The sequence below is a fragment of the Sphingomonas sp. S-NIH.Pt15_0812 genome (assembly GCF_003951315.1).
Lineage (GTDB): Bacteria > Pseudomonadota > Alphaproteobacteria > Sphingomonadales > Sphingomonadaceae > Sphingomonas.
Map to the genome: position 1 here is coordinate 208,274 of NZ_QLJH01000001.1, position 24,691 is coordinate 232,964.

Consider the following 24,691-nt stretch of genomic DNA (forward strand, 5'->3'; position numbering starts at 1 on the left):
GTGTGACGGGACAGTCGTCACCCCTCCCGCGCCAGCGCCTTCAACCGGTACAGCGTGTCGAGCGCCTCGCGCGGGGTGAGCGCGTCGATGTCGAGCGCTTCCACCTCGGCGCGGATCGCGTCGCATTGCGCCTCCTCCACGGCCTGCGCGGCGGCGAACAGGGGCAGGTCGTCGAGGCCCGCCGCCAGCCCACCGGTCCTGGCGCGGCCCGCCTCCAGCTTGGCGAGCACCGCCTTGGCGCGGGCGACGGTCGCGGGCGGCATCCCCGCCAGCCGTGCGACCGCCAGGCCGTAGCTGCGGTCCGCCGGCCCGTCGGCCAGTTCGTGGAGCAGCACCAGCTCGCCCTTCCACTCGCGCGCGCGGACATGGTGGAGCGACAGCGCCGCGCACCGCTCCGCCAGCCGGGTCAGCTCGTGATAATGGGTGGCGAACAGGCAGCGGCAGCGATTGTCCTCATGGATCGCCTCCACCACCGCCCAGGCGATGGCGAGCCCGTCATAGGTGGAGGTGCCGCGCCCCACCTCGTCCAGGATCACGAAGCTGCGCGGGGTCGCCTGGGCCAGGATCGCGGCGGTCTCGACCATCTCGACCATGAAGGTGGAGCGACCGCGCGCCAGATTGTCCGATGCGCCGACGCGGCTGAACAGCCGGTCGACCAGCCCCAGCGTCGCGGTGGTCGCGGGGACATAGCTGCCCGCCTGGGCCAGCACCGCGATCAGCGCGTTCTGGCGCAGGAAGGTCGACTTGCCGCCCATGTTGGGGCCGGTCACCAGCCACAGCCGCGACTGTTCGGACAAATGGCAGTCATTGGCGACGAACCGCTCCCCGGCCTTCGCGACCGCCGCCTCGACCACCGGATGGCGGCCGCCGGCGATGTCGAAACAGCTATGCTCGACCAGTTGCGGCCGCGCCCAGCCGCCCTCCACCGCGCGTTCGGCGAGCGCGGCGGCGACGTCGAGCCGGGCGAGCGCGTCGGCGGTGGCGGCGATCGCCTCGCGCTGGACCAGCGCGGTGGCGGTCAGCTCCTCCAGATGCGCGGCCTCGGCGGCGAGGGCGTGCGCGCCGGATTGCGCGACGCGGGCCGCGACCTCGTGCAGCGCGGGCGTGTTGAAGCGGACGACGCCCGCCAGCGTCTGGCGATGGGTGAAGCCGCTGTCGGGCTTCATCAGCGCATCCGCCGCCCGGGCCGGCACCTCGACATGATAGCCGAGGACATTGTTGTGGCGGACCTTGAGCGCCGAGACGCCGGTCTGGGTCCGCATCTCCGCCTCCAGCGCGGCGATGGCGCGGCGGCCGCCGGCCCCGGCGTCGCGCAGCTCGTCGAGCGCCACGTCATAGCCGGCCGCGATATAGCCGCCGTCCGACGCGTCGATCGGGGGCGAGGGGACCAGCGCGCGCTTGAGCAGGTCGATCAGCGCACCATGCCCGCGCAGGCGCGGCGCGATCTCCGCCAGCAGCGCCGGGCCATCGGCCGGCATCCGCTCGCCGAGCAGCCAGGCGCCGTCCAGCCCGTCGCGCAACTGGCCCAGGTCGCGCGGCGAGCCACGCCCCGCCACCAGCCGGCCGAGCGCGCGCCCGATATCGGGCATGGCGCGCAGCGCGGCGCGCAGCCGCTCGCGCTGGCCGGCATCGTCGTGCAGCCAGCCGACCAGGTCGAGCCGCGCGTCGATCGCCGCCCGGTCCATCAGCGGCGCGCCGAGATCGGCAGCGAGCGCGCGCGCGCCGGCCCCGGTCACGGTGCGGTCGACCGCGTCGAGCAGCGAACCCTTGCGCTGCCCGGCGGCGGTGCAGGTCAGCTCCAGGCTCTCGCGCGTGGCGGCGTCGATCGCCATGGTCGCCGAGGCGCGGTGGACGACCGGCGGGCGCAGGAAGGGCAGGGCCCCCTTGGCGGTATGGTCGAGATAGGCGACCAGCCCGCCCGCCGCCGCCAGCTCCGCCCGGCCGAACTGGCCGAAGCCGTCGAGCGTCGCGACGCCGAACAATCGCTTCAGCCGCGCCTCGCCCGCGCCGCTGTCGAACTCGGCCCTGGGGCGGAGCGCGCCGGCGAGGTCCGCATGGGCGCTGTCCTCCGCCGCGACGACCTCGGCGGCCGCCAGGCGGGCCAGCTCGGCGGTGACGCTGCCGCCGTCGAGCGCCACGACCAGGAAGCGGCCGGTCGAGACATCGGCGGCGGCCAGCGCGACGCCGCCCGCCGCCTCGCCGATCGCGACGCACCAATTGTCCGACCGGGCGTCGAGCAGCGCCTCCTCGGTCAGCGTGCCGGCGGTGACGAAGCGGACGATGGCGCGGTTGACCAGCGCCTTGGACCCGCGCGCCTTGCGGGCGGCTTCCGGGCTTTCGGTCTGCTCGGCGATGGCGACGCGGTGGCCGGCCTTGATCAGGCGTTGCAGATAGGCGGTGGCGGCATGGACGGGCACGCCGCACATCGGCACCTTGTCGCCGTCATGCTCGCCGCGCGCGGTCAGCGCGATATCGAGGCAGGCGGCGGCGATCCGCGCATCATCGAAGAACAGCTCGAAGAAATCGCCCATGCGGTAGAAGAGCAGGCAATCGCCCGCCTCCGCCTTGAGCGTCAGATATTGCGCCATCATCGGCGTGGGGGCGGCGGTCATTCTCGTATCAATCGCGACGTGGCGGACCCGTCAGGGCTGGCGGGCACCGGGGGTGAAGGGACAGGCATCGCCGACCGCGTAGCGGAGGAAACCGGACAGCACCATCACCAGTTCGCATACCCGGCCGGACGCGACGCCCCGGGTTCCGTTCACCGCATGCGCCGCGCCTTCCACAGCGCGGCCGAACCCATGCCGCATAACGCGAGGGCGAGCGCGAAGCCGATGCCGGCCCCGAGCGCCGCACCGCCGCGACCATCGGCCAGGCCGCCAATCGTCAGGCCGATCAACGGGAAGACGGCAAGGGCGAGGCAACCGACGGCGATCATGATGGAAAGGGAGATATGGCGGTAACCTCGCGTCGTCCACTATCCTTGGCCGATCCCCCGCGACGGGTTGAAAGCTGCTCCCGAAACCGCCAAAGCCATCGCAAAATACCCGGGAGCCTGATGCCATGTCCGACGTCGTCAACGTACAATTTTCGGAACGCGAGGCGCTGCTGTTCCACTCCGAGGGACGCCCCGGCAAGCTGGAGATCGTCGCCACCAAGCCGATGGCGACGCAACGCGACCTGGCGCTGGCCTATTCGCCCGGCGTCGCGGTGCCGGTGCAGGCGATCGCCGACGATCCCGCCACCGCCTATGACTATACCGCCAAGGGCAATCTGGTCGCCGTCATCTCCAACGGCACCGCGATCCTGGGCATGGGCAATCTGGGCGCGCTCGCCTCCAAGCCGGTGATGGAGGGCAAGGCCGTCCTCTTCAAGCGCTTCGCCGACGTCGACTCGATCGATATCGAGCTGAAGACCGAGGATGTCGACCGGATCATCGACGCGGTCGAGCTGATGGAGCCGAGCTTCGGCGGCATCAACCTGGAGGACATCAAGGCCCCGGAATGCTTCATCATCGAACAGACGCTGCGCGAGCGGATGAACATCCCCGTCTTCCATGACGACCAGCACGGCACCGCGATCATCTGCACCGCCGGCCTGATCAACGCGTGCCTGCTGACCAATCGCCGCATCGAGGACATCAAGGTGGTGGTGAACGGCGCGGGCGCGGCGGCGATCGCCTGCACCGAGCTGATGAAGGCGATGGGCGTGCGCCCGGACAATGTCGTGATGTGCGACCGGACCGGCGTGATCTACCAGGGGCGCGACGACGTGAACCAGTGGCAGTCGGCGCACGCCGCCCGCACCGAGGCGCGCACGCTGACCGAGGCGCTGGTCGGCGCGGACGTGTTCATCGGCCTGTCGGCGGCGGGGGCGCTGAAGCCGGAGATGGTGAAGGACATGGCGCCGTCGCCGATCATCTTCGCCATGGCCAATCCCGAGCCGGAGATCCGCCCCGAACTGGCCAAGGCGGCGCGGCCCGACGCGATCATCGCCACCGGCCGGTCGGATTATCCGAACCAGGTCAACAACGTGCTGTGCTTCCCCTTCATCTTCCGCGGCGCGCTCGACGTGCGGGCGAGCGCGATCAACGACGAGATGAAGATCGCCGCCGCCAACGCCATCGCCGAACTGGCGCGCGAGCGGGTGCCCGAGGAGGTCGCGATCGCCTATGGCGTCCGTCACAGCTTCGGCCCGGAATATATCATCCCCGCGCCGTTCGACCCGCGCCTGATGGAGCTGGTGCCCTCCGCGGTCGCCAAGGCGGCGATGGATTCGGGCGTCGCCAGCCGCCCGATCCTCGACATGGACCGCTATCGCCAGGCGCTGCGCGAGCGGCTGAACCCGACCACCTCGCTGCTGACGCTCGCCTATGAGGGCGCGCGCGCGCATCCGAAGCGCGTGCTGTTCGCCGAGGGCGAGGAGGAGGTGGTGCTGCGCGCCGCCATCTCGTTCAAGGAGGGCGGTTACGGCACGCCGGTGCTGGTCGGTCGCGACGACGTGCACGACCGCCTCCGCGCGCTGGGCGTGACCCGGCCCGAGGAATATGAGGTGCACAACAGCCGGCATTCGCCGCTGGTGCCCAAGATGGTGGACTTCCTGTACAAGCGCCTGCAACGCCGCGGTTTCCTGCACCGCGACGTGGAGCGGATGATCAATCAGGACCGCAACATCTTCGCTTCCGTCATGCTCCAGCTGGGCGAGGCGGATGCGATGATCACTGGCATCACCCGCACCTGGGCGCATACGATGCGCGAGGTGAAGCGGGTGATCGATCCGGAGCCGGGCCGTACCCCGTTCGGCATCCACATCCTGGTCGGGCAGAGCCACACCGTCTTCATCGCCGACACCACGGTGAACGAGCGGCCGACCGCCGAGGAACTGGCCGACATCGCCGAGCAGACCGCGCAGGTCGCGCGCCGCATGGGCCATGAGCCGCGCGTCGCCTTCCTCAGCTACTCGACCTTCGGCAATCCGGAGGGGCATTATCTCGACAATATCCGCGCGGCGGTGGGCGTACTCGACGGGCGGCAGGTCGGCTTCGAATATGAAGGCGAAATGGCCCCGGACGCGGCGCTCAACCCGCGCCAGCTGGCCAATTATCCCTTCGCGCGCCTGTCCGCGCCGGCCAATGTCCTCATCATGCCGGGCCTGCAATCCGCGAACATCTCCGCCAAGCTGCTGCGCGAGCTGGGTGGGGACACGATGATCGGCCCGATGCTGATCGGCCTGGAAAAGCCGGTGCAGATCGCGCCCATGGCCTCCACCGCCGGGGAGCTGGTGACGCTGGCGGTGCTGGCGGCGGGAGGCGTTGCGCGCTGAGATGTGGAAATCCCCGTACCTGGTGGCGATCGCGTGCCTGATCGCCACCCCCGCCGGCGGGGCACGGCCGGCGGACCAGACCGGCCCCCGACCGGGGATAATCCGGGTGCGGCTGGAGACGAGCGCGGGGCCGATCCTGCTCGCGCTCGACGCGCGCCGTGCGCCCAAGACGGTCGAGAATTTCCTCGCCTATGTCGATGACGGGCGGTTCGACGGGACCAGCTTCTACCGCGCCGCGCGCAGCAAGGCCAATCCCCGGACCGGCTTCATCCAGGCGGGCATCCGCCAGGACGCGCGCCGCATCCTGCCGCCCTTTCCGCTGGAGACGACGAAGATGACCGGCATCCGGCATCTCGACGCGACCGTCTCGATGGCGCGGGCGGCGAATCCCGATTCGGCCGGCGGCAATTTCGTCATCACCATCGGCCCCGCGCCGCAAATGGACTGGCGGCCGGACTTTTCGGGCTATGCCGCCTTCGGCCATGCGGTAGCGGGGATGGACGTGGCGCGCCGCATCCTGGCGCTCCCCTCCGGCGGCGGCTTCGATGCGTTCAAGGGGCAGATGATCCTGAAGCCGGTGACGCTGATCCGCGCCGTCCGGCTCGATGGCAAGCCCAGGCCGACCGGGCAGCCCAAGGTGTGGCTGCTGATGCAGGGGCGGAGATAGGAAGCTGTTCCCCGGCCTTCGCCGGGCAACAGTAGGGGTAACAGCGGGGCAACAGGGAACCCCTCAACCGTCGATGCTGGTCCCCAGTGCCGCATGGACCAGCCCGCCATCGACGGTGATCGTCTCCCCCACCACATAGTCGCCGGCGCGCGACGCCAGGTAGATGGCCGCTGCCGCCATATCCTCCGGCTCGCCGATCCGCCCGGCCGGGATCGCCTGCGCCACCGCGTCGCCATGGTCGCGCGCGGCGCGGTTCATCTCGCTGGCGAAGGCGCCGGGCGCGATCGAGGTGACGTTGATCCGGTCGCGCACCAGCCGCGCCGCCATCCGCTTGGTCAGGTAGATCAGCGCCGCCTTGGACGCATGATAGCTGTACGTCTCCCAGGGATTGAGCCGCTGTCCGTCGATCGAGCTGATGTTGATGACCTTGGCCGGCCGGTCGACGCCCGCCGCCGTCAACAGCGGATGCAGCGCCTGGGTGAGGAAGAAGGGCGATTTGACGTTGAGGTCCATCACCTTATCCCAGCCCTGTTCGGGAAACTCCTCGAACGCCACGCCCCAGGCGGCGCCGGCATTGTTGACCAGGATGTCGAGCCGCGTCTCGCGCTCCGCCAGCGCCGCCGCCAGCGCGCGGCACCCCTCCACGGTGGCGACGTCGACGGGCAGGGGGATGCAGTTCGGCCCCAGTTCCTCGGCGGTCGCCGCGCAGGCCGCCGCCTTGCGCGCGGCGATATAGACCGTCGCGCCCTGTGCCAGGAATCCCTCGGCGATCATCCGGCCGATGCCCCGGCTGCCCCCCGTGACCAGGGCGATGCGGCCATCGAGGCGGAACAGGCTGCTGCAATCCATCGGCGCTCTCCTATCGTTTCGGACAGGGTAGAAGCGTGCCGGGCGGCTGGGAAGACGGTGAAGAAGGACATGGGTCCTGACCCGACAGGGCATTGAACGGCGCGTTAACACGGTTCGTCGGATAAGGTTCCCGGGCCACTTTTCTTTTGTCCCCAAGGCCCGTAGCCGAACCTCACACCGATTGAGAGCCGGGGGGTTCCCGAAGATGATCAAGGCGTTGGCAGCGCGTTTTGCGCTGGTGGTTTCGTGTGGCCTGATGATGGCCGCTCCTGCGGCGGCCCAGTTCTGGCAGTGCGCGCCCTATGCCCGCGAGATTTCGGGCATCGATATCCATGGCAATGCCAACACCTGGTGGTCGCAGGCCGAGGGCCATTATGCCCGTGGCCATGCCCCGCAGGTCGGCGCGGTGCTGGCGTTCGAGGCGACCCGCCGGATGCGCGTCGGCCATGTCGCCATGGTGTCGAAGGTGGTCAGCGACCGCGAGGTGCTGCTGACCCACGCCAACTGGTCGCGCCGCGGCGGGATTGAGACCGATGTCCGCGCGGTCGACGTGTCGCCGGCGGGCGACTGGAGCGAAGTGAAGGTCTGGTACGGGCCGCAGCGCGATCTCGGCACCTCCACCTACCCGGTCAAGGGCTTCATCTATGCCGGCCGGGCGCCCGAAGCCGCCGAGCCCGCCGCTCCGGTGCAATATGCCCATGGCTTCGATCGCGCGTCGGGCATCCTGACCTTCGCCGCCCCGACCCGCTGATCGTCCTCCCCGAACCGTGTTTCAGGCGGGGCGGAAGGTCATCGCCGCGCCGTTCATGCAATAGCGTTTGCCGGTCGGCTTCGGCCCGTCATCGAAGACATGACCCAGATGGCCGCCGCAGCGGTCGCAATGCACCTCCGTCCGCCGCATCAGCATCGACCGGTCGGTCGAGGTGCCGACGCTGTCCGGCAAGGGCGCCCAGAAGCTGGGCCAGCCCGTGCCGCTGTCGAACTTGGTGCGCGAACTGAACAGCGGTTGCGCGCAGCCCTTGCACAGGAACCGCCCGGCGCGATGCTCGGCGTTGAGCGGGCTGGAATAGGGGCGCTCGGTCCCCTCATGCCGCAGCACGTCATAGGCGGCGGGGTCGAGCCGCTGCCGCCATTCGGCATCGCTGTGCCGGACCGGATAGGCGGTGGCCGCTTCCGCCCGGCTGCCGCGACAGCCGATCAGCGCCAGTGCGGCACTGGTGACGCCGGCCAGGCCAAGAAAGCCCCGACGATCGGATGAATGTTCCATCCTGCTGATATAAGATGGCTTCTCCGGCTTGCGAGGGGGGTCAGCGCGCGGTGCTGCCGCGCCGGCCGCGCCGCCAGAAGGGCGTGGCGCTGCCCGATTGCAGCACGCCGCGCCGAAACAGTCGGGCCCCGATGGTGACGAACAGCACCACCCACAGCATCTGCCACGGCAGGGCGAGCAGGTGCGGCCAGACCTCCGGCGCGTTCGCCGCGCGTCCCGCCATGGCGAAGGGCGAGGAAAGCGGGAAGATCTCCGCCACGGTCGCGACCCAGGTGTCCGGCCGGCGCGCGGCGGCGGAGGCGAGGACGAACATGCCGACCTGGATCAGCGTGATCGGCAGCGACAGCATCTGGATCTCGCGCGGGGTCGAGGCCTGTGCGCCCAGCCCCAGGAAGACCGAGCCGAGCAGCAGATAGGCCATGGAGAAATAGGCGGCGAACAGCAGCGCGAAGGCGGGGCCGCCGATCGCGGGGGCGATGTCGCCGAGCGCGCCGGCGGCGGCGGGCGGCAGCAAGCTGGCGACCTGGGTGACGATCGTCCCCCAGAAGCCGACGAACAGCAGCGCGACGCCGAACATGCCGATCAGCTTGCCGCCGAACACCGCCTCCAGCGGCACGGCGGCGGCCAGCACCTCGATCACCTTGTTGTTGCGCTCCTCCGCCATGGTGCCGACCACCTGGCTGGCGAGGAACAGGGTCAGGAAGAAGATGCCGAACACCGCGAAGAAGCCGGCCTGGTGCTGGCCGCCGATCGAGGTCCTCTGCCGCTCGACCACGGTCCGCGTCGCGACGACGCGGGGCAGGGTGCCGCCCAGCCGCTCGGCCGCCAGAGTCGCCCGGGCCAGCGCGTCCATATAGTCGCCGGTGCGCCGGTTGCGCGGGGCGAGCAGCAGTTGCGGCCGGTCGAGCGGACCGTAGAGCACCGCATCGATATCGCGCGTGCGGTCCGCCATCAGCGCGCGCGCCTGTACGGCGGGATCGCGGCCGGGGGATTGGATCACCAGGTCGGACGGCGTGTCGTCACGGCGATAGAGGGCGCGCAGCCGCACATCCTCGCGCCGCATCACCTCGGCGGTGGCGGGGGCGACGATCGCGACGATCCGGCTCTTGTCGGCGGCGCTGTCGTCCATCGCCGCCGCGCTCATGCCGCCGAGCGCGCTCAGCGATCCCATCAGCGCGGGCGCGAACAGGAAGAGGAGGAAGATCGGCGTGAACACCGTGGCGATGAAATCGCGCCGCGCGATCGTCAGCATCTGGCGCAGCGAACGGGGCAGGCGGCTCATGCGTGCTTCTCCCCGGCGGTGCGGTCGTGGCCGGCATGGTCGCCGACGATCCGGACGAACGCCTCGTGCAGGCTAGGTCGTTCGATGGTCAGCCCGGCGATGCCGTGGCCGGCTGCGATCAGCGGCAGCAGCACCGGCTCCACCCCCGCATCCGGCAGGGTGAAGCGCCAGCCACCATCCTCCTCCGGCGTCGCATCGGCGGGGAGCAGCGCGCCGATGTCGGGACCCGGATGGCGCGGTAGATAGTGGACGCGGCTGGGCAGGGTGGCGCGCGCCTCGTCCACCGTCCCCTCGAACCGGCGCTTGCCGCCGGCGATGATCGCCAGCCGGTCGCACAGCCGCTCGGCATGGGCCATGACATGGGTGGAGAAGAGTATGGTCGCGCCGCGATCCCGCTCGCCGACGATCAGCGCCTCCAGCTTCTCCTGATTGACCGGGTCCAGGCCGGAAAAGGGTTCGTCGAGCACGATCAGCTCGGGCCGGTGGACGATCGCGCCGAGCAGCTGGACGAGCTGTGCCATACCCTTGGACAATTTGCGGATCTTCTCGTCCACCGCATGGCCCAGACCGACGCGTTCGAGCAGGTCGGTGGCGCGGCGGCGGCCTTCGCTCAGGGGCAGGCCGCGCAACGCACCCAGGAACGCAACCGCCTCGCGCGCCTTCATCGTCGGATAGAGGCCGCGTTCCTCGGGCAGATAGCCGACCCGGTCGCTCGCCTCGCGCGGGGCATCCTCGCCGAGCAGCGTGCGTCGGCCCGAATCGGGTTCGATGATGCCCAGCAGCATCCGCAGCGTCGTCGTCTTGCCCGCGCCGTTCGGCCCCAGCACGCCATAGATCGCGCCGCGCGGCACGCGCAGATCGACGCCGTCCACCACCGGGCGCTCGCCGAACCGCTTCACCAGAGTCTCGGCGGTCACCGCCCATGCTGTCGTCATGACTTATCCCCTGCCGTTCCGCGTGGTAGCGGGCGGTCATGGCCGGAGACAAGCTCGAAGACCGGATCAAGGCGATGGCGGCGGAACTGGGCTTCGCGGCCTGTGGCATCGCGCCGGCCGACGCCGCGCCGCTGGCCGGCGTGCGGCTGCGCCAGTGGCTGGACGAGGGGCGGCATGGCGACATGATCTGGATGGAGGAGCGCGCGCATCACCGCGTCGGCCCCGCCGCCCTGTGGCCGGAAGTGCGCAGCGTCATCTCGCTCGGCATGAGCTACGCCCCCGCCGGCGATCCGCTGGCGCTGGCCGGGGAGGGGGATCGCGGCCGCATCTCCGTCTATGCGCAAGGCGCCGATTATCACGATGTGGTGAAGAAGGCGCTGAAGGCGCTTGGCCGCTGGCTGGCGCGCGAGGCGGGATGCGACCTCAAGGTCTTTGTCGATACCGCGCCGGTGATGGAGAAGCCGCTGGCGGAGGCGGCGGGGCTCGGCTGGCAGGGCAAGCACACCAATCTGGTCAGCCGGCAGGCGGGAAGCTGGCTGTTCCTGGGGGCGATCTACACCACGCTGGACCTGACGCCCGATGGGGCTGGCCGAGGTGGTTGCGGATCGTGCGACGCCTGCCTGCGCGCCTGCCCGACCGATGCCTTTCCCGCGCCCTATCAGATCGATGCGCGGCGCTGCATCTCCTATCTGACGATCGAATATGCCGGGCCGATTCCGGAGGAGTTCCGGGTGGGGATCGGCAACCGCATCTATGGCTGCGACGATTGCCTGGCGGTCTGCCCCTGGAACAAGTTCGCGGCGGCGGCGCGGGCCAACCTCGCCTTCGCCGCGCGGGCGGAGCTGGCCGCGCCGGAACTCGCCGATCTGCTGGCGCTGGACGATGCCGGCTTCCGCCAGGTCTTCGCCGGATCGCCGATCAAGCGGATCGGCCGCGACCGCATGGTCCGCAACGCCGCGATCGCGGCGGGCAATAGCGGCCGGCCGGAACTGGCATGCGCCGTGCGCCTGTTGCTGGACGATCCCGACCCGGTGGTCCGCGACGCGGCGGGCTGGGCGCTGGCGCGGCTGGAGCGCGCCTGATCCGGCCGATCAGTGGCCAGCCGACCTGGAGAACAGGTTCATCACGACCACGCCCGCCACGATCAGCGCCATGCCGACCAGTGCCGGCGCATCCAGCCTTTCGCCGCGAACCGACCAGGCGATCAGCGTGATCATCACGATGCCGGCGCCCGACCAGATCGCATAGGCTATTCCGGTGGGGATATCGCGCAGCGCCAGCGACAGGCAATAGAAGGCCGCGCCATAGCCCAATGCCATGATCGCGGTCGGCCCGGTCCGGGTGAAGCCCTCGGACGCTTTCAGGAACGAGGTGGCGACCACTTCCGACAGGATGGCAAGCGACAGGTAGAGGTAGCTCACCGTCCGCCGTCGCGGCGGACCAGCGCCGCGACGCAGCTGGCGCGGTCGATCGCGCTGCCGTCGGGCTCGCGCGCGTCGACATAGGTGACCTTGGGCTCGCCACCGTCCTTGGGGTAGAGATAGGCGTCGAGCACGCAGATGCCGCTGCTATATTGCAGCTTGCGCGCACTACCCTCGCGGACATCGGCGTCGGGCTGGCCGAACAGCTTGGCCAGGCCGGCGGCATCCGCGCCGACCACGCGTTCCAGCCCGATATTGGTATAGGGGATGGCGACCGGCTGCGAAACGGCAGGCACCCTGGTCGCGGGGGCGGCGCACGCCGCGAGGGCGAGCGAGAGGAGCAGCGGCGGCAGAGGCTTCATGCGGGTTTCCGATGATAGAGATGCGTGGCCATCGCCGCGCCCAGGATCGGTGCGGCGAGCGCGATGATCGGCACGACGAACAGCGCGGTGCCGCCCAGGCCGAGCAGGAAACGCTGTCCCCGCGTCCGCCGCCGCCACGCCGCCAGCGCGTCGCCCCGCAGATGCCGGGTCGCGACCATGTCACCCAGGTCGCGGCCGAGCAGCCAGCCATTGACCAGGAAGAAGGCGGCGGCGGTGCCGACGCCGGTGGCGAGCAGGACGATATAGACGGGCAGCATCACCAGGTTGACGATCACCACGCGCGCCGCCGAGCGCGAGGCCAGCGACAGGCTGGCGGCGAAGGGCAGGGGGCGGGCCGTCGCCAGCGCGGCCGGATAGTGGCGCGCCTCGACCGCCGCCACCACCTCGTCGGCGAACAGCCCGACCACGGCCACCGCGACGGCGCGGAACAGCACCCATAGCGCCAGCCCGGTCACGACGATCGCGACGGCGGCGGCGATGCCGCCCGCGCCCCATCCGATCCAATGCGCCAGCAGCGCCTGCGTCCCCCACCAGACGCCGATGCCGGTGAGCGCGAAGATCGCCAGCGTCACCGCCATCGACCGGACGAAGACCCGCAGCACCGGCGGGTCGCCGAGCTGGCCGATCGACAGGAGGAGCGCGCCGAACATGATCGATGCGATGCCGTGGCGTCGCCCAAGCGTCAACATTGCGTGCGCCGTCCCGTCTCTCTACGGCGACGGCTTTCCATTCTCGGAGCTTACGCTTGACCCAGCCGCATTATGACGTGGTCGCGATCGGCAATGCCATCGTCGACATCCTCGCCCAGGCCGACGATGCCTTCCTCGCCGAACAGGGCATGACCAAGGGCGCGATGCAGCTCGTCTTCTCGCCCGCGGAGGCCGATGCCCTCTATGCCAAGATGGGCCCCGGCCGCGAAGTGTCGGGCGGCTCGGCCGCGAACACGCTGGCCGGCATCGCCGCGCTCGGCGGCAAGACGGCGTTCATCGGCCAGGTCGCCGACGACCAGCTCGGCGCGGTCTTCGCCCATGACATCCGCGCGGCGGGCGTCCGCTACGACACGCCGGAGCGGGCCGGCCAGCCGACCACCGGCCGCTGCATGATCTTCGTCAGCCCCGATGGGCAGCGCACGATGAACACCTTTCTGGGCGCGTCGCACTATTTGCCCGCCGGCGCGCTCGACCGGGCGCTGATCGCGGACGCAGCCTATCTCTATATCGAGGGCTATCTGTGGGATCCGGAGGAACCACGCGCCGCGATGCGCGCCGCGATCGAGGTCGCCCGCGAGGCCGGCCGCAAGATCGCCTTCACCGCCTCGGCCGAGTTCGTGATCGACCGGCACCGCGCGGACTTCCACGCGCTGATCGATGGCGGGATGATCGACCTGCTGTTCGCCAATGAGGCGGAGATCATGGCGCTGACCGAGACGAGCGATGTCGATGCGGCGATCGCGGCCGTGCAGGACAAGGTCGAGACGGTGGTGGTGACGCTGGCCGAAAAGGGTGCGTGCGCGGTCCGTGGCGGCGCGCGCACCACGGTGCCGGCGGCGCCGGTGGCGCAGGTGGTCGACACGACGGGGGCCGGCGACCTGTTCGCGGCGGGCTTCCTCCATGCGCAGGCGCAGGGCCGCGAGCTGGAGGCGTCGTTGACGCTGGGCGCCTTGTGCGCGGCGGAGATCATCAGCCATTTCGGCGCGCGCCCGCAGGTCGACCTGAAAGCGCTGGCGACGCGGACGCTGGGCTGAGGAGACGCCGCGGCTTAGACGCTACACCTTCTCTGGCGTTCCCCGGCGAAGGCCGGGGCCCCGTTGGGGGACGATCGTGACGACGGGTAGCGCTCCATCACCAGAGCCTTCCCAACCGGGCCCCGGCCTTCGCCGGGGAACGATAGGGGAGAGGCCCTCCATATGACGGCGCAGAAAAAGGGCCGCGGGAGCATCCTCCCGCGGCCCTTTTTCGTCACGCCGGTAACCGGAGCCTTACGGCTCCAGCGGCTTCGCCGTTTCCGGCTGGAGCGACGGATCGGCGACACTGTCGTCGATGCCGCGACCGACATGGCTGCGATGGCGGCTATAGCCGAAATAGATCAGCAGCCCGATCGCCCCCCAGCCCGGCAGGACCAGGATCGCCACCAGCGGCAGCGAGAAGTAGAGATAGGCGCAACCGGCCATCGCCAGCGGGGCCACGATCCACACGGCCGGGGTGCGGAACGGCCGGCGGCGGCCCGGATCGGCCTTGCGCAGCACCATCACCGACAGCGCCACCATGAAGAAGGCGAACAGCGTGCCCGAGTTCGAATAGTCCGCCAGCTTGCCGACCGGCAGGAAGGCGGCGGCCAGCGTCGCGGCGCAGCCGGTGACGATGGTGACGACGTGCGGCGTGCGGTACTTGGGATGGACGGAGGCGAGCTTGTCCGGCAGCAGGCCATCGCGCGCCATGGTGAAGAAGACGCGGGTCTGGCCGAACATCATCATCAGCACGACCGAAGGCAGCGCCAGCGTCGCCGCCAGGCCGATCAGATTGCCGATCTTCTCCCAGCCGATCACGCGCAGCACATGGGCCAGCGCCTCGCGCGAGCAGGACAGCGGCTCCAGCGCGCCGCCCGCGACGATCGCGCGGCAGCGGTCGGCCAGCTCGGGCGTGCCCGGCGACAGCACCGTGCCGGCCGCGTCGCGCACCGGCTGCGCGCCGAGCGGCGAGCCGATCGCGCCCGCGGACACCAGCAGGTAGAAGATGGTGCAGAAGACCAGCGACGCGATCAGGCCGATCGGCACGTTGCGTTGCGGGTTCTTGGTCTCCTCGGCGGCGGTCGACACCGCGTCGAAGCCGACATAGGCGAAGAAGATCGAGGCCGCCGCGCCCGCGACGCCGCTGAACCCGGTCGGCATGAACGGGGTGAAGTTCGCGCCGTTCATGACCGGCACCGACAGCGCGATGAACAGCGTCAGCGCCGCCACCTTGATCGCCACCAGCACGGCGTTGACGCGCGCGCTCTCCGTGGTGCCGATCACCAGCAGCCAGGTGACGAGCAGCGAGATGATCACCGCCGGCAGGTTGATATAGCCGCCCGAGGAGGGGCCGTTGACCCATTCCATCGGTATGTCGATGTGGAGCAGGCTGCGGATCTGCCCGACGACATAGCCGGACCAGCCGACCGCGACCGCGCTGGCGCCGACCGCATATTCGAGGATCAGCGCCCAGCCCACCATCCAGGCGAGCAATTCGCCCATCACCGCATAGGTATAGGTATAGGCGGAGCCGGCGACCGGCACCATCGAGGCGAGCTCGGAATAGCAGAGCGCCGCCACCGCGCAGACGAAGCCGGCGATGCAGAAGGACAGCATCATGCCGGGGCCCGCCTTTTGCGCGGCCTCCGACGTCAGGACGAAGATGCCCGTGCCGATGACCGCCCCGACGCCCAGCATGGTGAGCTGGAACGCGCCGAGCGATCGGTGCAATCCTCGCTTCTCGGCGGTCGCCAAAATGGCGTCCAGGGACTTAACACGTCCGAAAATCATCGATTCAGATCCCCCCAAGGGAAGACGGTCCCCGACCGGGCCGCCATGTCGTATAAGTTAAGGGAACGAGCCTAATCGTAAATACGGTACGCGCAATCCCTTAGTGCGACTCCGCCCGCCGATCCGCGCCCAGCCGAGCGGCCTCGACGCGGTAGATCGCAATTTACCGATATTTGTTAACGCGTTAGTTGGCGATCATGCGGCCGAGCGGCGTGCCGCCGAAGAGATGGACATGGAGGTGCGGCACCTCCTGTCCCGCGTCGGGACCGACATTGCCGAGCAGGCGATACCCCGGCGAGACCAGTCCCTGCTCGCGCGCGACCGTGCCGACCGCGCGGACGAAGCCGGCGATCTCCTCCGCCGAGGCGTGGGCGCTGAAATCGTCCCAGGAGACGTAGCGGCCGCGCGGGATCACCAGGATATGCACCGGCGCCTGGGGCGCGATGTCGTGGAAGGCGATCGCCCACGCATCCTCGTACACGCGGTTCGACGGGATCTCGCCGCGCAGGATGCGGGCGAAGATGTTGCCGTCGTCATAGGGCAGGGTGGCGTCGATCGGCATCGCAGGCTCTCCGGATCGAAAGGGGGAAGGGATCAGCGCGGCCGGGCGGCCTTTTCGGCATGGCCGGACACGCCCTCGCGCCGGGCGAGTTCGGCGCGGACATCGTCCAGCGACAGGCCGGCATCCGCCAGCAGCACGCAGAGATGGAAAAGCAGGTCGGCCGCCTCGGGCACGATGGCCTGCGGGGCGTCGCCCATCGCGGCGATCACGGTCTCCACCGCCTCCTCGCCCAGCTTCTGCGCGATCTTGCCGCGACCGCGCGCGAACAGGCTGGCGGTGTAGGAGGTGGCGGCATCCTCTCCGCGCCGTGCGCGGATCGTGGCTTCGAGACGGTCGAGCGCATCCATCGCCTGCGGGTGGCCGAGCGGACCGGCCCGGTCAATCCCGTTCGCCGCATTTAGGCGGCGTTCGCGTGGTCCCGGACCAGCCATTCCAGCGCCGCATCGGCGGTGTCGAAGATCGACAGATAGGGTTGCGGCATCAGCCGACGCACCTGCAGTCGGGCGATGCCGCTGGTCGTGACGATGGCGATCCGGCTGGCTCGGGGGAAGCCCTGGAACCGGCTGTTGATCGTCAGCACCGCGTCCTGGGGCTGAACGGCGACGCGGGAAAAATCCATGCGCAGGCGATAGCCGGTGCGGAAACCCTCGCGCACGAAGCGCCCGGTCAGATCCTCGACATAGGCATGGGCGACGGCCTCGGTCATCAGACCGGTCCAGGCCACGTCCAACAGGTTCAGGTCATGACGGAAATCGACCGTGTACATGGTGGCGCAGAATGCGGGACAGAGGTTGCGAAACCGCTAAGCGGCGCGGCGCTCAGGCCGCGATTTCCGCTGCCGGACTGCCGACCAGCCAGGTCAGCGCCGCCTCCGGCGTATCGAAGAAGGACAGATAGGGGCGCGGGAGCAGCCGGCGGATCTGCAACCGGGTGATCGTGCTGGTGGTGACCACCGCGATCCGGCTGGCGCGGGGTATGTCGCTCAGCCCGGTCATGATCGATTCCACCGAGGCGGGCGGCTGAACATGGACTGGCGACAAATCCAGCCGAAAGCGATAGCCGGCCGTGAATCCCGACTGCCGGAAGCGGGCTCGGCCCTCCTCGACATAGGCGCGCGCCGCCGCCTCGGTCATCAACCCGGTCCAGGCGATATCGAGCAGGTTCAGCTCGGGGCGGAAGGCGATGCTGTACATGGGCGCAGTCTATAGCCGCGACCTTGCGAATTAACTAACCCAGGATGGGTTTTCGGACCGGTACGCCCGCCGCGGCGAGCGCGGCATGGGCGTCGGCGACACTCGCCTCGCCGAAATGGAAGATCGAGGCGGCGAGCACCGCCGAGGCATGGCCGGTGACGATGCCATCGACCAGGTCCGACAGGCCGCCCACCCCCCCCGAGGCGACGACCGGCACGCCCGTCCGGTCGGCGATGGTGCGGATCAGGTCGAGGTCATAGCCCGAGCGCGTGCCGTCGCGGTCCATCGAGGTGACCAGCAACTCGCCCGCGCCCAGATCGGCCAGGCGCAGCGCATGGTCGATCGCGTCGATGCCGGTCGCGCGGCGGCCGCCATGGGTGAAGACCTCCCAGCCGCGCTCGGTCCGGCGCGCATCGACGCTGGCGACGCAGCACTGGCTGCCGAACCGCTCGGCGATCTCGGCCACCACCTGCGGACGGGCGACGGCGGCGCTGTTGACCGCGACCTTGTCCGCGCCCGCCAGCAGCAGCGCGCGGGCGTCGTCGGCGGTGCGGACGCCGCCGCCCACGGTCAGCGGCATGAAGCACACCGCCGCCGTCCGCCGCACCACGTCGAGAATGGTGCCGCGATCCTCGTGGCTGGCGGTGATGTCGAGGAAGCAGAGTTCGTCCGCCCCCGCCGCGTCATAGGCGCGCGCCTGCTCCACCGGATCGCCGGCATCGCGCAGCTCGACGAAGTTCACGCCCTTGACGACGCGGCCGGCGGCGACGTCGAGACAGGGGATGACGCGCGCGCGGACGGTCACGCCGCGCCTGCGACGCTGAGCGCGGCGGCGAGGTCGAGCCGGCCGTCATAGAGCGCGCGGCCGGTGATGACCCCCTCGATCCCGTCGCGCGCGTGGAGCGCCAGCACATGGATGTCGGCGATGCCGGCGACGCCGCCGCTGGCGATCACGGGGATGGAGACGGCGCGGGCGAGGTCGACCGTCGCCTCGACATTGCAGCCCTTCAGCAACCCGTCGCGACCGACATCGGTGAAGAGCAGGGCGGCGACGCCCGCATCCTCGAACCGGCGGGCGAGATCGGTGGCGCTGACCGTCGAGACATCGGCCCAGCCCTTGGTCGCGACCATGCCGTCGCGCGCGTCGACCGCGACGACGATGCCGCCCGGAAAGTCGCGCGCCGCGCCCCGCACGAAGTCCGGGTCCTCCAGCGCGGCGGTGCCGATGACGACGCGGGCGACGCCCAGGTCGAACCAGCGCTCGACGCTGTCGCGGCTGCGGATGCCGCCGCCGAGCTGGACATGGCCGGGGAAGCGCGCGACGATCGCGCGCACCGCCTCGCCATTCACCGACTGGCCGGCAAAGGCGCCGTCCAGGTCGACGACGTGCAGATGCTGCGCGCCCGCCCCGGCGAAGCGCATCGCCTGCGCGGCGGGATCGTCGCCATAGATGGTGGCGCGGTCCATATCGCCCTCGGCAAGGCGGACGACCTGGCCGTTCTTCAGGTCGATGGCGGGAAAGACGATCAGGCTCAAAGAAACACTCCTGCCCGTGAAGGCGTGATGGTCAGGGCCGCCAGTCGAGGAAGCGGCGGAGAAGGGCGAGGCCGTAATGCTGGCTCTTTTCGGGATGGAACTGCACGCCCAATATGGTGTCGCGGCCGATCGCGGCGGTGACCGGGCCGTCATGGTCGGTCGTCGCGATCACGTCCGCGCCGTCAAAGGCGTAGCTGTGCAGGAAATAGGCCTCGCCCGGCCGGACCAGCGCATGGTCGGCGACCGGCACCACGTCGTTCCAGCCCATATGCGGCACCTTGGCGGTGCTGTCGGTCGGCTCCATCCGGCGCACGGCGCCGGCGATCCAGCCCAGGCCGCGATGCGTGCCCAGTTCCTCGCCCGTCTCGGCGAGCAACTGCATCCCGACGCACACGCCCAGGAAGGGGGCGGCCTCGCGCAACACGCGCTGCTCCATCGCCTCGACCATGCCGTCGACGCCGCGCAGCGCCGCCGCGCAAGCGCCGAACGCCCCGACGCCGGGCAGCACGATCCGGTCGGCGCGCGCGACCAGCGCGGGATCGGCGGTGATCGCCAGATCGGTGCAGCCCGCCGCCTTCAGCGCATTGGCGACCGAATGGAGGTTGCCCGCGCCGTAATCGATCAGCGCCAGCGTCATGCGCCGAGGGCTTCGAGCCCCGGCCCCATGACCGACGGGGCGACCTCGACGAAGCTGTACTCGGCCGCGCCATGGATGGCGAAGGGATCGGTGGCGGCCCAGGCCTTGACCTCGTCGCGGCTGCCACGCGCGATGATCATGCCGCCGTTCACCGGCCCACCAGCCGGCGGCACCTGCCGCCCCGCGACCAGCAGCCGGCCCGAGGCGGCCGCCTCGCGCAGCCAGTCGAGATGCGGTGCGCGGAGTTCGTCGATCCGCTCGATCGGTACGACATAGGTGAGGGTGATGACGATCATGATGCGTGCTCCTCGCCGCCCAGGGTCCCCTTGGTCGAGGGGATGGCGTCGGCCTTGCGCGGATCGATCTCGATCGCGGTGCGCAGCGCGCGCGCCAGCCCCTTGAAGGCGGCCTCGGCGATATGGTGGTTGTTGCTGCCGTACAGCGTCTCGACATGCAAAGTGATGCCGGCGGCCTGGGCGAAGCTGTGGAACCAGTGCTGGAACATCTCGGTATCCATGCCGCCCAGGCGCGACTGGGTGAAGAGGTCCTTCCACACCAGCCAGGGACGGCCGGAAATGTCGAGCGCGACGCGGGTCAGCGTCTCGTCCATCGGCGACAGGGCGTCGCCATAGCGGCGGATGCCGCGCTTGTCGCCCAGCGCCTTGGCCACCGCCATGCCGATGGCGATGCCAGTATCCTCGACCGTATGATGCTCGTCGATATGGAGGTCGCCCTCGGTGCGGACGTGCAGGTCGATCAGCGAATGGCGGGAGAGCTGTTCGAGCATATGGTCGAAGAAGCCGACTCCGGTCTTCACGTCATAGGCGCCGGTGCCGTCCAGGTTGACGGTGACGGCGATCCGGGTCTCGCTGGTGTCGCGGGTGATGGTGGCGCTGCGCATGAAAGCGGTCCCTAACGCGCATGACGCGCCATGCAAGCTTGACGCTCGGGGCAGGACAGGCCTAACCCCGGGGACATGAGCGATACTTTGCCCGACAGCCTGATCCCGTATGACGAGATCGTGCAGGAAGCCCTGCGGGCCGTGGTGGGCCGCGTCCTGGGATCGGTGGCCCAGTCCGGCGGATTGCCGGGCGAGCATCATTTCTACATCACCTTCAAGACCCAGGCGCCGGGCGTCGACATCCCCAAGCGGCTGATCGACCGGTTCCCGGACGAGATGACGATCGTGATGCAGAACCGCTTCTGGGACCTGACCGTCGACGACCAGCGCTTCTCGGTCGGCCTCAGCTTCAACCAAGTGCCGTCCAAGCTGGTCATCCCCTATTCGGCGATCACCGGTTTCCACGATCCGGCGGTGAATTTCGAGCTGCGCTTCCAGGCAACCGAGTCGATGGAGGAATTGTCCGACGCGCACGACGCGGCGGAGAATGACGGCCCCATCGCCACCCCGGTCGAGGACGGCTCCAACGTCGTCGCGGTGGACTTCAAGCGCAAGAAATGACGCCGGAGATCGTCGCTGCGCCCGGCGACGCCGAGCGGGAGGCGATCCTGGCCGTGCTGGTCGCCTATAACGACTCGCGCGTCGCGCCGGGCAAGCGTCAACCGGTCGCCATCGTGCTGCGGGACGAATTGGGCGCGGTGGCCGGCGGACTGTGGGGCATGGCCAGCTATGGCTGGCTGTTCGTCCAATATCTGGTCGTGCCGGAGGTGGCGCGCGGGCGCGGGCAGGGGCGCGCGCTGATGATGGCCGCCGAGGCGGAGGCGCGGCGGCTGGGCTGCATGGGCGTGTGGCTGGATACGTTCAGCTTCCAGGCGCGCGGGTTCTACGAAAAGCTGGGCTATGCGGTATTCGGCGAGATCGCCGACTATCCGCCGGGCGAGGCGCGGTATTTCCTGTCCAAGCGGCTGGATTGACGCACAATCTGTTCCCCGGCCAAGGCCGGGGTCCAGTTGGGAAGGCTGATGTAATAGAGCGTTTTCCTTCGTCACCAGCGTCCCTCAACCGAGCCTCGGCCTTTGCCGGGGAACGAGGTGGGGGAGGGGCGGTCAGCCCTGCATCATCCCCGCAGCGCCGCCAGGAACCGCACCGCCGCATCGAATTCGGCGCGATGCGCCTCCGTCGTGCGGGTGGCGAGCTCGTCCTCGCCCCAGCGCTCCACCTGCCAGTCGTCGTCGATCCGCGCGGCGTGCCAGACCGATTCGGCGTCCATCGCCCCCTCGACCAGCGCCAGGCCCAGCACCAGCGATCCCGTCACCGTCACCGGCGGCGTCAGGCCGGTGATCGTCCAGGCGTCGAGCGCCGCCACCGCCTCATGCAGCCGTGCGAGCGTTGCGGGCGGTTGCGCGACATGAATGATGCCGGTCGCGATTTTGAAATGCGCGTCATAGCGGCGCATCGCCCAGGCGAGCGGCGGGTCCCAGGCGGCGGCCTGCCGCTCGACCAGTTCGGGCGGCAACTCGGCGCGGTAGCAGAGCAGGTCGCTCTCGCCATAGCGGGCGAGCGTTTCGGCATAGCCCTGGGGGGCCGGGGCGATCCGGTCGATCGCGGCATTGGCGAGGCCGGTCAGCGGCATCGCGCGCGGATCGACCCGTTCGCCGACCGCGCGCCATTCCTCGGCCACCGCCTCCGCCAGCGCCGCTGTCGGCAGACGCAGCGCGACCCGGCCGGGGGTCCGCACCGGCCGCCCGTCGAGCGCCACCTCGCCATCGGCGATCGACACGTCTTTCCAGAACCGCTTCACTTGTCCTCACTCCGCCAGCGATGCGCCAGTCCGGCCGGCGCGATCACGGTCACGACGATCGCCGACAGGGTGAGGGCGATGCCGATCACCTTGCTCGGCCAGTCGGGTGCGCGTGCGACCAGCATCAGGCCCAGGATCGCGCCCGCCACGCCGGCAATCCGCGCCACCTGGAGCATCAGCCAGCGTCGTCGCGCCACCGACAGCGGTACGCTCATGCCAGCAGCCCCGGCAGGTCGGCGGCATGGTCGGCGATCGCCTCGGCACGCGCCGCCGCCAGATCGGCCGGGCTGTGATAGCCCCAGGCGACCCCGATCGCGCGCACGCCCGCCGCGCGCGCCATCGCCATGTCGAAGCTGGTGTCGCCGATCATCACCGTCTCCGCCGGCACCGCGCCCGCCTCCGCCATCGCGGCGTGGAGCATCGACGGATCGGGCTTGGACGGGTGGCGATCCGCGGTCTGGAGCGTCACGAACCGGTCGGTCAGCCCATGATGGGCCAGCAGCAGGCCCAGGCCCCGGTCCGACTTGCCGGTCGCGACCCCCAGCCGCCAGCCATGGTCGCGTAGATGCGTCAGCGTCTCCGCGATCCCCTCGAACAAGGGTTCGGGATCGAGCGCATTCTCGCTGCGCAACTGGTGGAACATCGCCTTGTAGGTGGCGGCCAGTTCGCGGTGCAGATCGTCCGGTGCGTCGGGCAGCAGCATCTGCATCGATTCGACCAGGCTCAGCCCCACGATCCGCCGGATCGCGGCGACCGGCGGCGGTGTCTGGCCGCAGGCCTGGAAGGCTCGGGTCATCGCGCGGCAGATATTGGCCTGGCTGTCGACCAACGTGCCGTCGCAGTCGAACACGGCGAGACGCGGCATCGGCGGATCAGTCGCGCGCGCCGCGACCGCGCCGCTCGCCGCGCCGTTCCTTGCGGACCGACTTGGCATGGGCCTTGGCGCGCTGCTTCAGCACCGACTTGGGCGGCGGCCCCTTGTCCTCCTGCAACTCCAGCCGATCGCCGACCTCCTCCTCGAAGCCCAGGCCGGCCAGGCTCTCGGCGAAATGGGTCGGCAGCGCGGCGGTCTCGTCGATCCGCACGCCGTCCGGATGGTCGACGCGCAGGCGGCGGGCGTGGAGGTGCATCTTGCGCGAGATGCCGCCGGTCAGGAAGGCGGCGGGGCCGCCATATTTGCCGTCGCCGACGATCGGATGGCCGATCGCCGCCATATGGACGCGAAGCTGGTGGGTGCGGCCGGTAAAGGGTTGCAGCTCCACCCAGGCGCAGCGATTGCCGGCGCGCTCGATGACGCGGTAGCGGGTGCGCGCGGGCGAGCCATTCTCCTCGTCCACCTGCATCTTCTCGCCGCCGGTGCCCGGCTGCTTGCCGATCGGCAGGTCGATGATGCCGTCGTCGATCGAGGGCACGTCGACGACCAGCGCCCAATAGACCTTGCGCGCGGTGCGCGAGGAAAAGGCCTTGGCGAAGAAGGCGGCGGCGCGGCTGGTCCGCGCCACCAGCAGGGCGCCGCTGGTGTCCTTGTCCAGGCGATGGACCAGCTTGGGCCGGCCCTCCTCGTCATCGACCAGCCCGTCGAGCAGATGGTCGACATGCTCGGTGGTCTTGGTGCCGCCCTGCGTCGCCAGGCCCGGCGGCTTGTTGAGGACGAAGGCCTGGGGATCGCGGTGGATCACCATCTCGCGGATGAAGGCGCGCTGGTCGTCGGACAGCGGCGCGCGGGGACGCGGCGTCCGGGCGGCCTTGTCGGCGGGCGCGACCGGCTCCTCCGGGGGCACGCGCAATTGCTGGCCGGCGGCGATGCGGTCGCCCGGAGTCGCGCGCGCGCCATCGACGCGGAGCTGGCCGGTGCGCGCCCATTTGGCGACGGTGGTGAAGCTGGTTTCGGGCAGATGCCGCTTGAACCAGCGATCGAGGCGAATGCCGTCGTCATCATAGCCGACGGTGAACTGACGTACCTCGCTCATGCGAAGCTCCTGGTGACAAGCAGCCCGGCGAAGAGGGCGAGGATCGCGCCGATGACCGACAGCAGGACATAGCCCAATGCCGTCAATATCTGCCCGCGTTCCGCCAGCGTCACGACGTCGAGCGAGAAGGAAGAGAAAGTGGTGTAGCCGCCGAGCACCCCGACGCCGAGCAGCAGCCGCCACGGCTCGTTGCCGCCGACCCGCGCGAGCAGTCCGGTGAGCACGCCCATGGCGAAGCCGCCGACCAGATTGACGGTCAGCGTGCCATAGGGAAAATCCGGGCCCAGGCGCGCCAGCATCCAGCGCCCGGTCCAATGCCGCGCGCCAGAGCCGATCGCGCCGCCGAGCATGACGAGGACGAGGGGAGGCATTCCCTGCTCCCTAGACCAGCCGGCGACGCCCGGCAAATCATGCGTGCTTGCCCCGCGCGATAGGCGAGGCCATCTTG

General features: G+C 70.0%; 32 protein-coding genes. 7 read left to right on the forward strand and 25 right to left on the reverse strand.

What is annotated here, in order from left to right:
* Positions 1-17: 17 nt before the first annotated feature.
* Genes mutS through BRX43_RS20125 form a run of 3 tightly spaced genes read right to left on the reverse strand, consistent with a single transcriptional unit; the run spans position 18 to position 2,938 of the window.
* A complete protein-coding gene (mutS, locus tag BRX43_RS00835; protein ID WP_125993014.1) occupies positions 18-2,591 on the reverse strand; it encodes a DNA mismatch repair protein MutS in 2,574 nt (857 codons plus the stop codon).
* 51 nt (positions 2,592-2,642) lie between these two features.
* The gene (locus BRX43_RS21115) at positions 2,643-2,765 is read right to left on the reverse strand and encodes a hypothetical protein (RefSeq protein WP_277600147.1); all 123 of its coding nucleotides are present in this window, start codon (positions 2,763-2,765) and stop codon (positions 2,643-2,645) included.
* Positions 2,762-2,938, reverse strand: a complete 177-nt coding sequence (locus BRX43_RS20125; protein WP_164523487.1) for a hypothetical protein — start codon at positions 2,936-2,938, stop codon at positions 2,762-2,764. The genes BRX43_RS21115 and BRX43_RS20125 overlap by 4 nt, the downstream gene beginning before the upstream one ends.
* Before the next feature lie 125 nt (positions 2,939-3,063).
* Here BRX43_RS20125 and BRX43_RS00840 point away from each other — a divergent pair, with 125 nt between their 5' ends.
* Both BRX43_RS00840 and BRX43_RS00845 read left to right on the forward strand, forming a co-directional pair.
* A complete protein-coding gene (locus tag BRX43_RS00840) occupies positions 3,064-5,322 on the forward strand; it encodes an NADP-dependent malic enzyme (protein ID WP_125992920.1) in 2,259 nt (752 codons plus the stop codon).
* Positions 5,323-5,344: 22 nt separating this feature from the next.
* The gene (locus tag BRX43_RS00845; RefSeq protein ID WP_241214694.1) at positions 5,345-5,989 is read left to right on the forward strand and encodes a peptidylprolyl isomerase; all 645 of its coding nucleotides are present in this window, start codon (positions 5,345-5,347) and stop codon (positions 5,987-5,989) included.
* A 63-nt stretch (positions 5,990-6,052) separates the two neighbouring features.
* Here the strand turns inward: BRX43_RS00845 and BRX43_RS00850 are convergent, their stop codons facing one another.
* Positions 6,053-6,838, reverse strand: coding sequence for an SDR family oxidoreductase (locus BRX43_RS00850; RefSeq protein WP_125992922.1), 786 nt, complete (start codon positions 6,836-6,838; stop codon positions 6,053-6,055).
* A gap of 205 nt (positions 6,839-7,043) precedes the next feature.
* On the opposite strand from BRX43_RS00850, the gene BRX43_RS00855 reads away from it, so the two are divergent.
* A complete protein-coding gene (locus BRX43_RS00855; RefSeq protein ID WP_125992923.1) occupies positions 7,044-7,589 on the forward strand; it encodes a CHAP domain-containing protein in 546 nt (181 codons plus the stop codon).
* Between the two features lie 21 nt (positions 7,590-7,610).
* Here BRX43_RS00855 and msrB read toward each other — a convergent pair whose 3' ends face one another.
* The 3 genes from msrB to BRX43_RS00870 are packed head-to-tail and all read right to left on the reverse strand — an operon-like array spanning position 7,611 to position 10,322.
* On the reverse strand, positions 7,611-8,105 hold the full coding sequence (gene msrB / locus BRX43_RS00860; RefSeq protein WP_125992924.1) for a peptide-methionine (R)-S-oxide reductase MsrB: 495 nt from the start codon (positions 8,103-8,105) through the stop codon (positions 7,611-7,613).
* Positions 8,106-8,145: 40 nt separating this feature from the next.
* Positions 8,146-9,387: an ABC transporter permease gene (locus BRX43_RS00865; protein ID WP_125992925.1), complete on the reverse strand. Its 1,242-nt coding sequence runs from the start codon at positions 9,385-9,387 to the stop codon at positions 8,146-8,148.
* A complete protein-coding gene (locus BRX43_RS00870; protein WP_125992926.1) occupies positions 9,384-10,322 on the reverse strand; it encodes an ATP-binding cassette domain-containing protein in 939 nt (312 codons plus the stop codon). The genes BRX43_RS00865 and BRX43_RS00870 overlap by 4 nt, the downstream gene beginning before the upstream one ends.
* A 38-nt stretch (positions 10,323-10,360) precedes the next feature.
* Between BRX43_RS00870 and queG the strand changes: the two genes are divergently transcribed.
* Positions 10,361-11,404 carry a tRNA epoxyqueuosine(34) reductase QueG gene (gene queG, locus BRX43_RS00875; protein ID WP_125992927.1) on the forward strand — a complete coding sequence of 348 codons (1,044 nt, stop codon included), beginning with the start codon at positions 10,361-10,363 and terminating at the stop codon, positions 11,402-11,404.
* Positions 11,405-11,413: 9 nt separating this feature from the next.
* On the opposite strand, the gene BRX43_RS00880 is transcribed toward queG, so the two are convergent.
* The 3 genes from BRX43_RS00880 to BRX43_RS00890 are packed head-to-tail and all read right to left on the reverse strand — an operon-like array spanning position 11,414 to position 12,776.
* A complete protein-coding gene (locus BRX43_RS00880) occupies positions 11,414-11,743 on the reverse strand; it encodes an SMR family transporter (protein WP_125992928.1) in 330 nt (109 codons plus the stop codon).
* On the reverse strand, positions 11,740-12,105 hold the full coding sequence (locus BRX43_RS00885) for a hypothetical protein (RefSeq protein WP_125992929.1): 366 nt from the start codon (positions 12,103-12,105) through the stop codon (positions 11,740-11,742). Before BRX43_RS00885 ends, BRX43_RS00880 begins: the two co-directional genes overlap by 4 nt.
* Positions 12,102-12,776 carry an EI24 domain-containing protein gene (locus BRX43_RS00890; RefSeq protein ID WP_125993015.1) on the reverse strand — a complete coding sequence of 225 codons (675 nt, stop codon included), beginning with the start codon at positions 12,774-12,776 and terminating at the stop codon, positions 12,102-12,104. The genes BRX43_RS00885 and BRX43_RS00890 overlap by 4 nt, the downstream gene beginning before the upstream one ends.
* A gap of 95 nt (positions 12,777-12,871) precedes the next feature.
* Between BRX43_RS00890 and BRX43_RS00895 the strand changes: the two genes are divergently transcribed.
* Positions 12,872-13,870, forward strand: coding sequence for an adenosine kinase (locus BRX43_RS00895; RefSeq protein ID WP_125992930.1), 999 nt, complete (start codon positions 12,872-12,874; stop codon positions 13,868-13,870).
* Between the two features lie 234 nt (positions 13,871-14,104).
* Here the strand turns inward: BRX43_RS00895 and BRX43_RS00900 are convergent, their stop codons facing one another.
* From BRX43_RS00900 to hisB, 10 genes are all read right to left on the reverse strand, one after another.
* Positions 14,105-15,643 (reverse strand): amino acid permease, encoded by a 1,539-nt coding sequence (locus BRX43_RS00900; protein WP_125992931.1) that lies wholly within the window; start codon positions 15,641-15,643, stop codon positions 14,105-14,107.
* Between the two features lie 184 nt (positions 15,644-15,827).
* Positions 15,828-16,205, reverse strand: coding sequence for a histidine triad nucleotide-binding protein (locus tag BRX43_RS00905; RefSeq protein ID WP_125992932.1), 378 nt, complete (start codon positions 16,203-16,205; stop codon positions 15,828-15,830).
* A 32-nt stretch (positions 16,206-16,237) separates the two neighbouring features.
* Complete coding sequence (locus BRX43_RS00910; protein WP_125992933.1) at positions 16,238-16,552, reverse strand: phosphoribosyl-ATP diphosphatase; 315 nt, start codon at positions 16,550-16,552, stop codon at positions 16,238-16,240.
* 50 nt (positions 16,553-16,602) lie between these two features.
* Positions 16,603-16,971 (reverse strand): STAS/SEC14 domain-containing protein, encoded by a 369-nt coding sequence (locus tag BRX43_RS00915; RefSeq protein WP_125992934.1) that lies wholly within the window; start codon positions 16,969-16,971, stop codon positions 16,603-16,605.
* 52 nt (positions 16,972-17,023) lie between these two features.
* A complete protein-coding gene (locus tag BRX43_RS00920; RefSeq protein ID WP_125992935.1) occupies positions 17,024-17,398 on the reverse strand; it encodes an STAS/SEC14 domain-containing protein in 375 nt (124 codons plus the stop codon).
* Between the two features lie 34 nt (positions 17,399-17,432).
* Positions 17,433-18,203: an imidazole glycerol phosphate synthase subunit HisF gene (hisF, locus tag BRX43_RS00925; RefSeq protein WP_125992936.1), complete on the reverse strand. Its 771-nt coding sequence runs from the start codon at positions 18,201-18,203 to the stop codon at positions 17,433-17,435.
* On the reverse strand, positions 18,200-18,934 hold the full coding sequence (hisA, locus tag BRX43_RS00930; RefSeq protein ID WP_125992937.1) for a 1-(5-phosphoribosyl)-5-[(5-phosphoribosylamino)methylideneamino]imidazole-4-carboxamide isomerase: 735 nt from the start codon (positions 18,932-18,934) through the stop codon (positions 18,200-18,202). Before hisA ends, hisF begins: the two co-directional genes overlap by 4 nt.
* 31 nt (positions 18,935-18,965) lie before the next feature.
* Entirely contained in the window at positions 18,966-19,571 is a 606-nt protein-coding gene (hisH, locus tag BRX43_RS00935) for an imidazole glycerol phosphate synthase subunit HisH (protein WP_125992938.1), read from the reverse strand.
* Positions 19,568-19,867, reverse strand: coding sequence for a YciI family protein (locus BRX43_RS00940; protein WP_125992939.1), 300 nt, complete (start codon positions 19,865-19,867; stop codon positions 19,568-19,570). Before BRX43_RS00940 ends, hisH begins: the two co-directional genes overlap by 4 nt.
* Positions 19,864-20,472: an imidazoleglycerol-phosphate dehydratase HisB gene (gene hisB, locus BRX43_RS00945; protein ID WP_125992940.1), complete on the reverse strand. Its 609-nt coding sequence runs from the start codon at positions 20,470-20,472 to the stop codon at positions 19,864-19,866. The genes BRX43_RS00940 and hisB overlap by 4 nt, the downstream gene beginning before the upstream one ends.
* A 75-nt stretch (positions 20,473-20,547) precedes the next feature.
* On the opposite strand from hisB, the gene BRX43_RS00950 reads away from it, so the two are divergent.
* Both BRX43_RS00950 and BRX43_RS00955 read left to right on the forward strand, forming a co-directional pair.
* Entirely contained in the window at positions 20,548-21,033 is a 486-nt protein-coding gene (locus BRX43_RS00950; RefSeq protein WP_125992941.1) for a ClpXP protease specificity-enhancing factor SspB, read from the forward strand.
* Positions 21,030-21,446: a GNAT family N-acetyltransferase gene (locus tag BRX43_RS00955; protein WP_125992942.1), complete on the forward strand. Its 417-nt coding sequence runs from the start codon at positions 21,030-21,032 to the stop codon at positions 21,444-21,446. Before BRX43_RS00950 ends, BRX43_RS00955 begins: the two co-directional genes overlap by 4 nt.
* 143 nt (positions 21,447-21,589) lie before the next feature.
* On the opposite strand, the gene BRX43_RS00960 is transcribed toward BRX43_RS00955, so the two are convergent.
* The 5 genes from BRX43_RS00960 to crcB are packed head-to-tail and all read right to left on the reverse strand — an operon-like array spanning position 21,590 to position 24,614.
* On the reverse strand, positions 21,590-22,273 hold the full coding sequence (locus BRX43_RS00960; protein WP_125992943.1) for an ATP12 family protein: 684 nt from the start codon (positions 22,271-22,273) through the stop codon (positions 21,590-21,592).
* Positions 22,270-22,488: a hypothetical protein gene (locus BRX43_RS00965; RefSeq protein ID WP_125992944.1), complete on the reverse strand. Its 219-nt coding sequence runs from the start codon at positions 22,486-22,488 to the stop codon at positions 22,270-22,272. Before BRX43_RS00965 ends, BRX43_RS00960 begins: the two co-directional genes overlap by 4 nt.
* A complete protein-coding gene (locus BRX43_RS00970) occupies positions 22,485-23,138 on the reverse strand; it encodes an HAD-IA family hydrolase (protein WP_125992945.1) in 654 nt (217 codons plus the stop codon). Before BRX43_RS00970 ends, BRX43_RS00965 begins: the two co-directional genes overlap by 4 nt.
* A 7-nt stretch (positions 23,139-23,145) precedes the next feature.
* Positions 23,146-24,243 carry an RluA family pseudouridine synthase gene (locus BRX43_RS00975; protein ID WP_125992946.1) on the reverse strand — a complete coding sequence of 366 codons (1,098 nt, stop codon included), beginning with the start codon at positions 24,241-24,243 and terminating at the stop codon, positions 23,146-23,148.
* Complete coding sequence (crcB, locus tag BRX43_RS00980; protein ID WP_125992947.1) at positions 24,240-24,614, reverse strand: fluoride efflux transporter CrcB; 375 nt, start codon at positions 24,612-24,614, stop codon at positions 24,240-24,242. Before crcB ends, BRX43_RS00975 begins: the two co-directional genes overlap by 4 nt.
* Between the last annotated feature and the right edge of the window lie 77 nt (positions 24,615-24,691).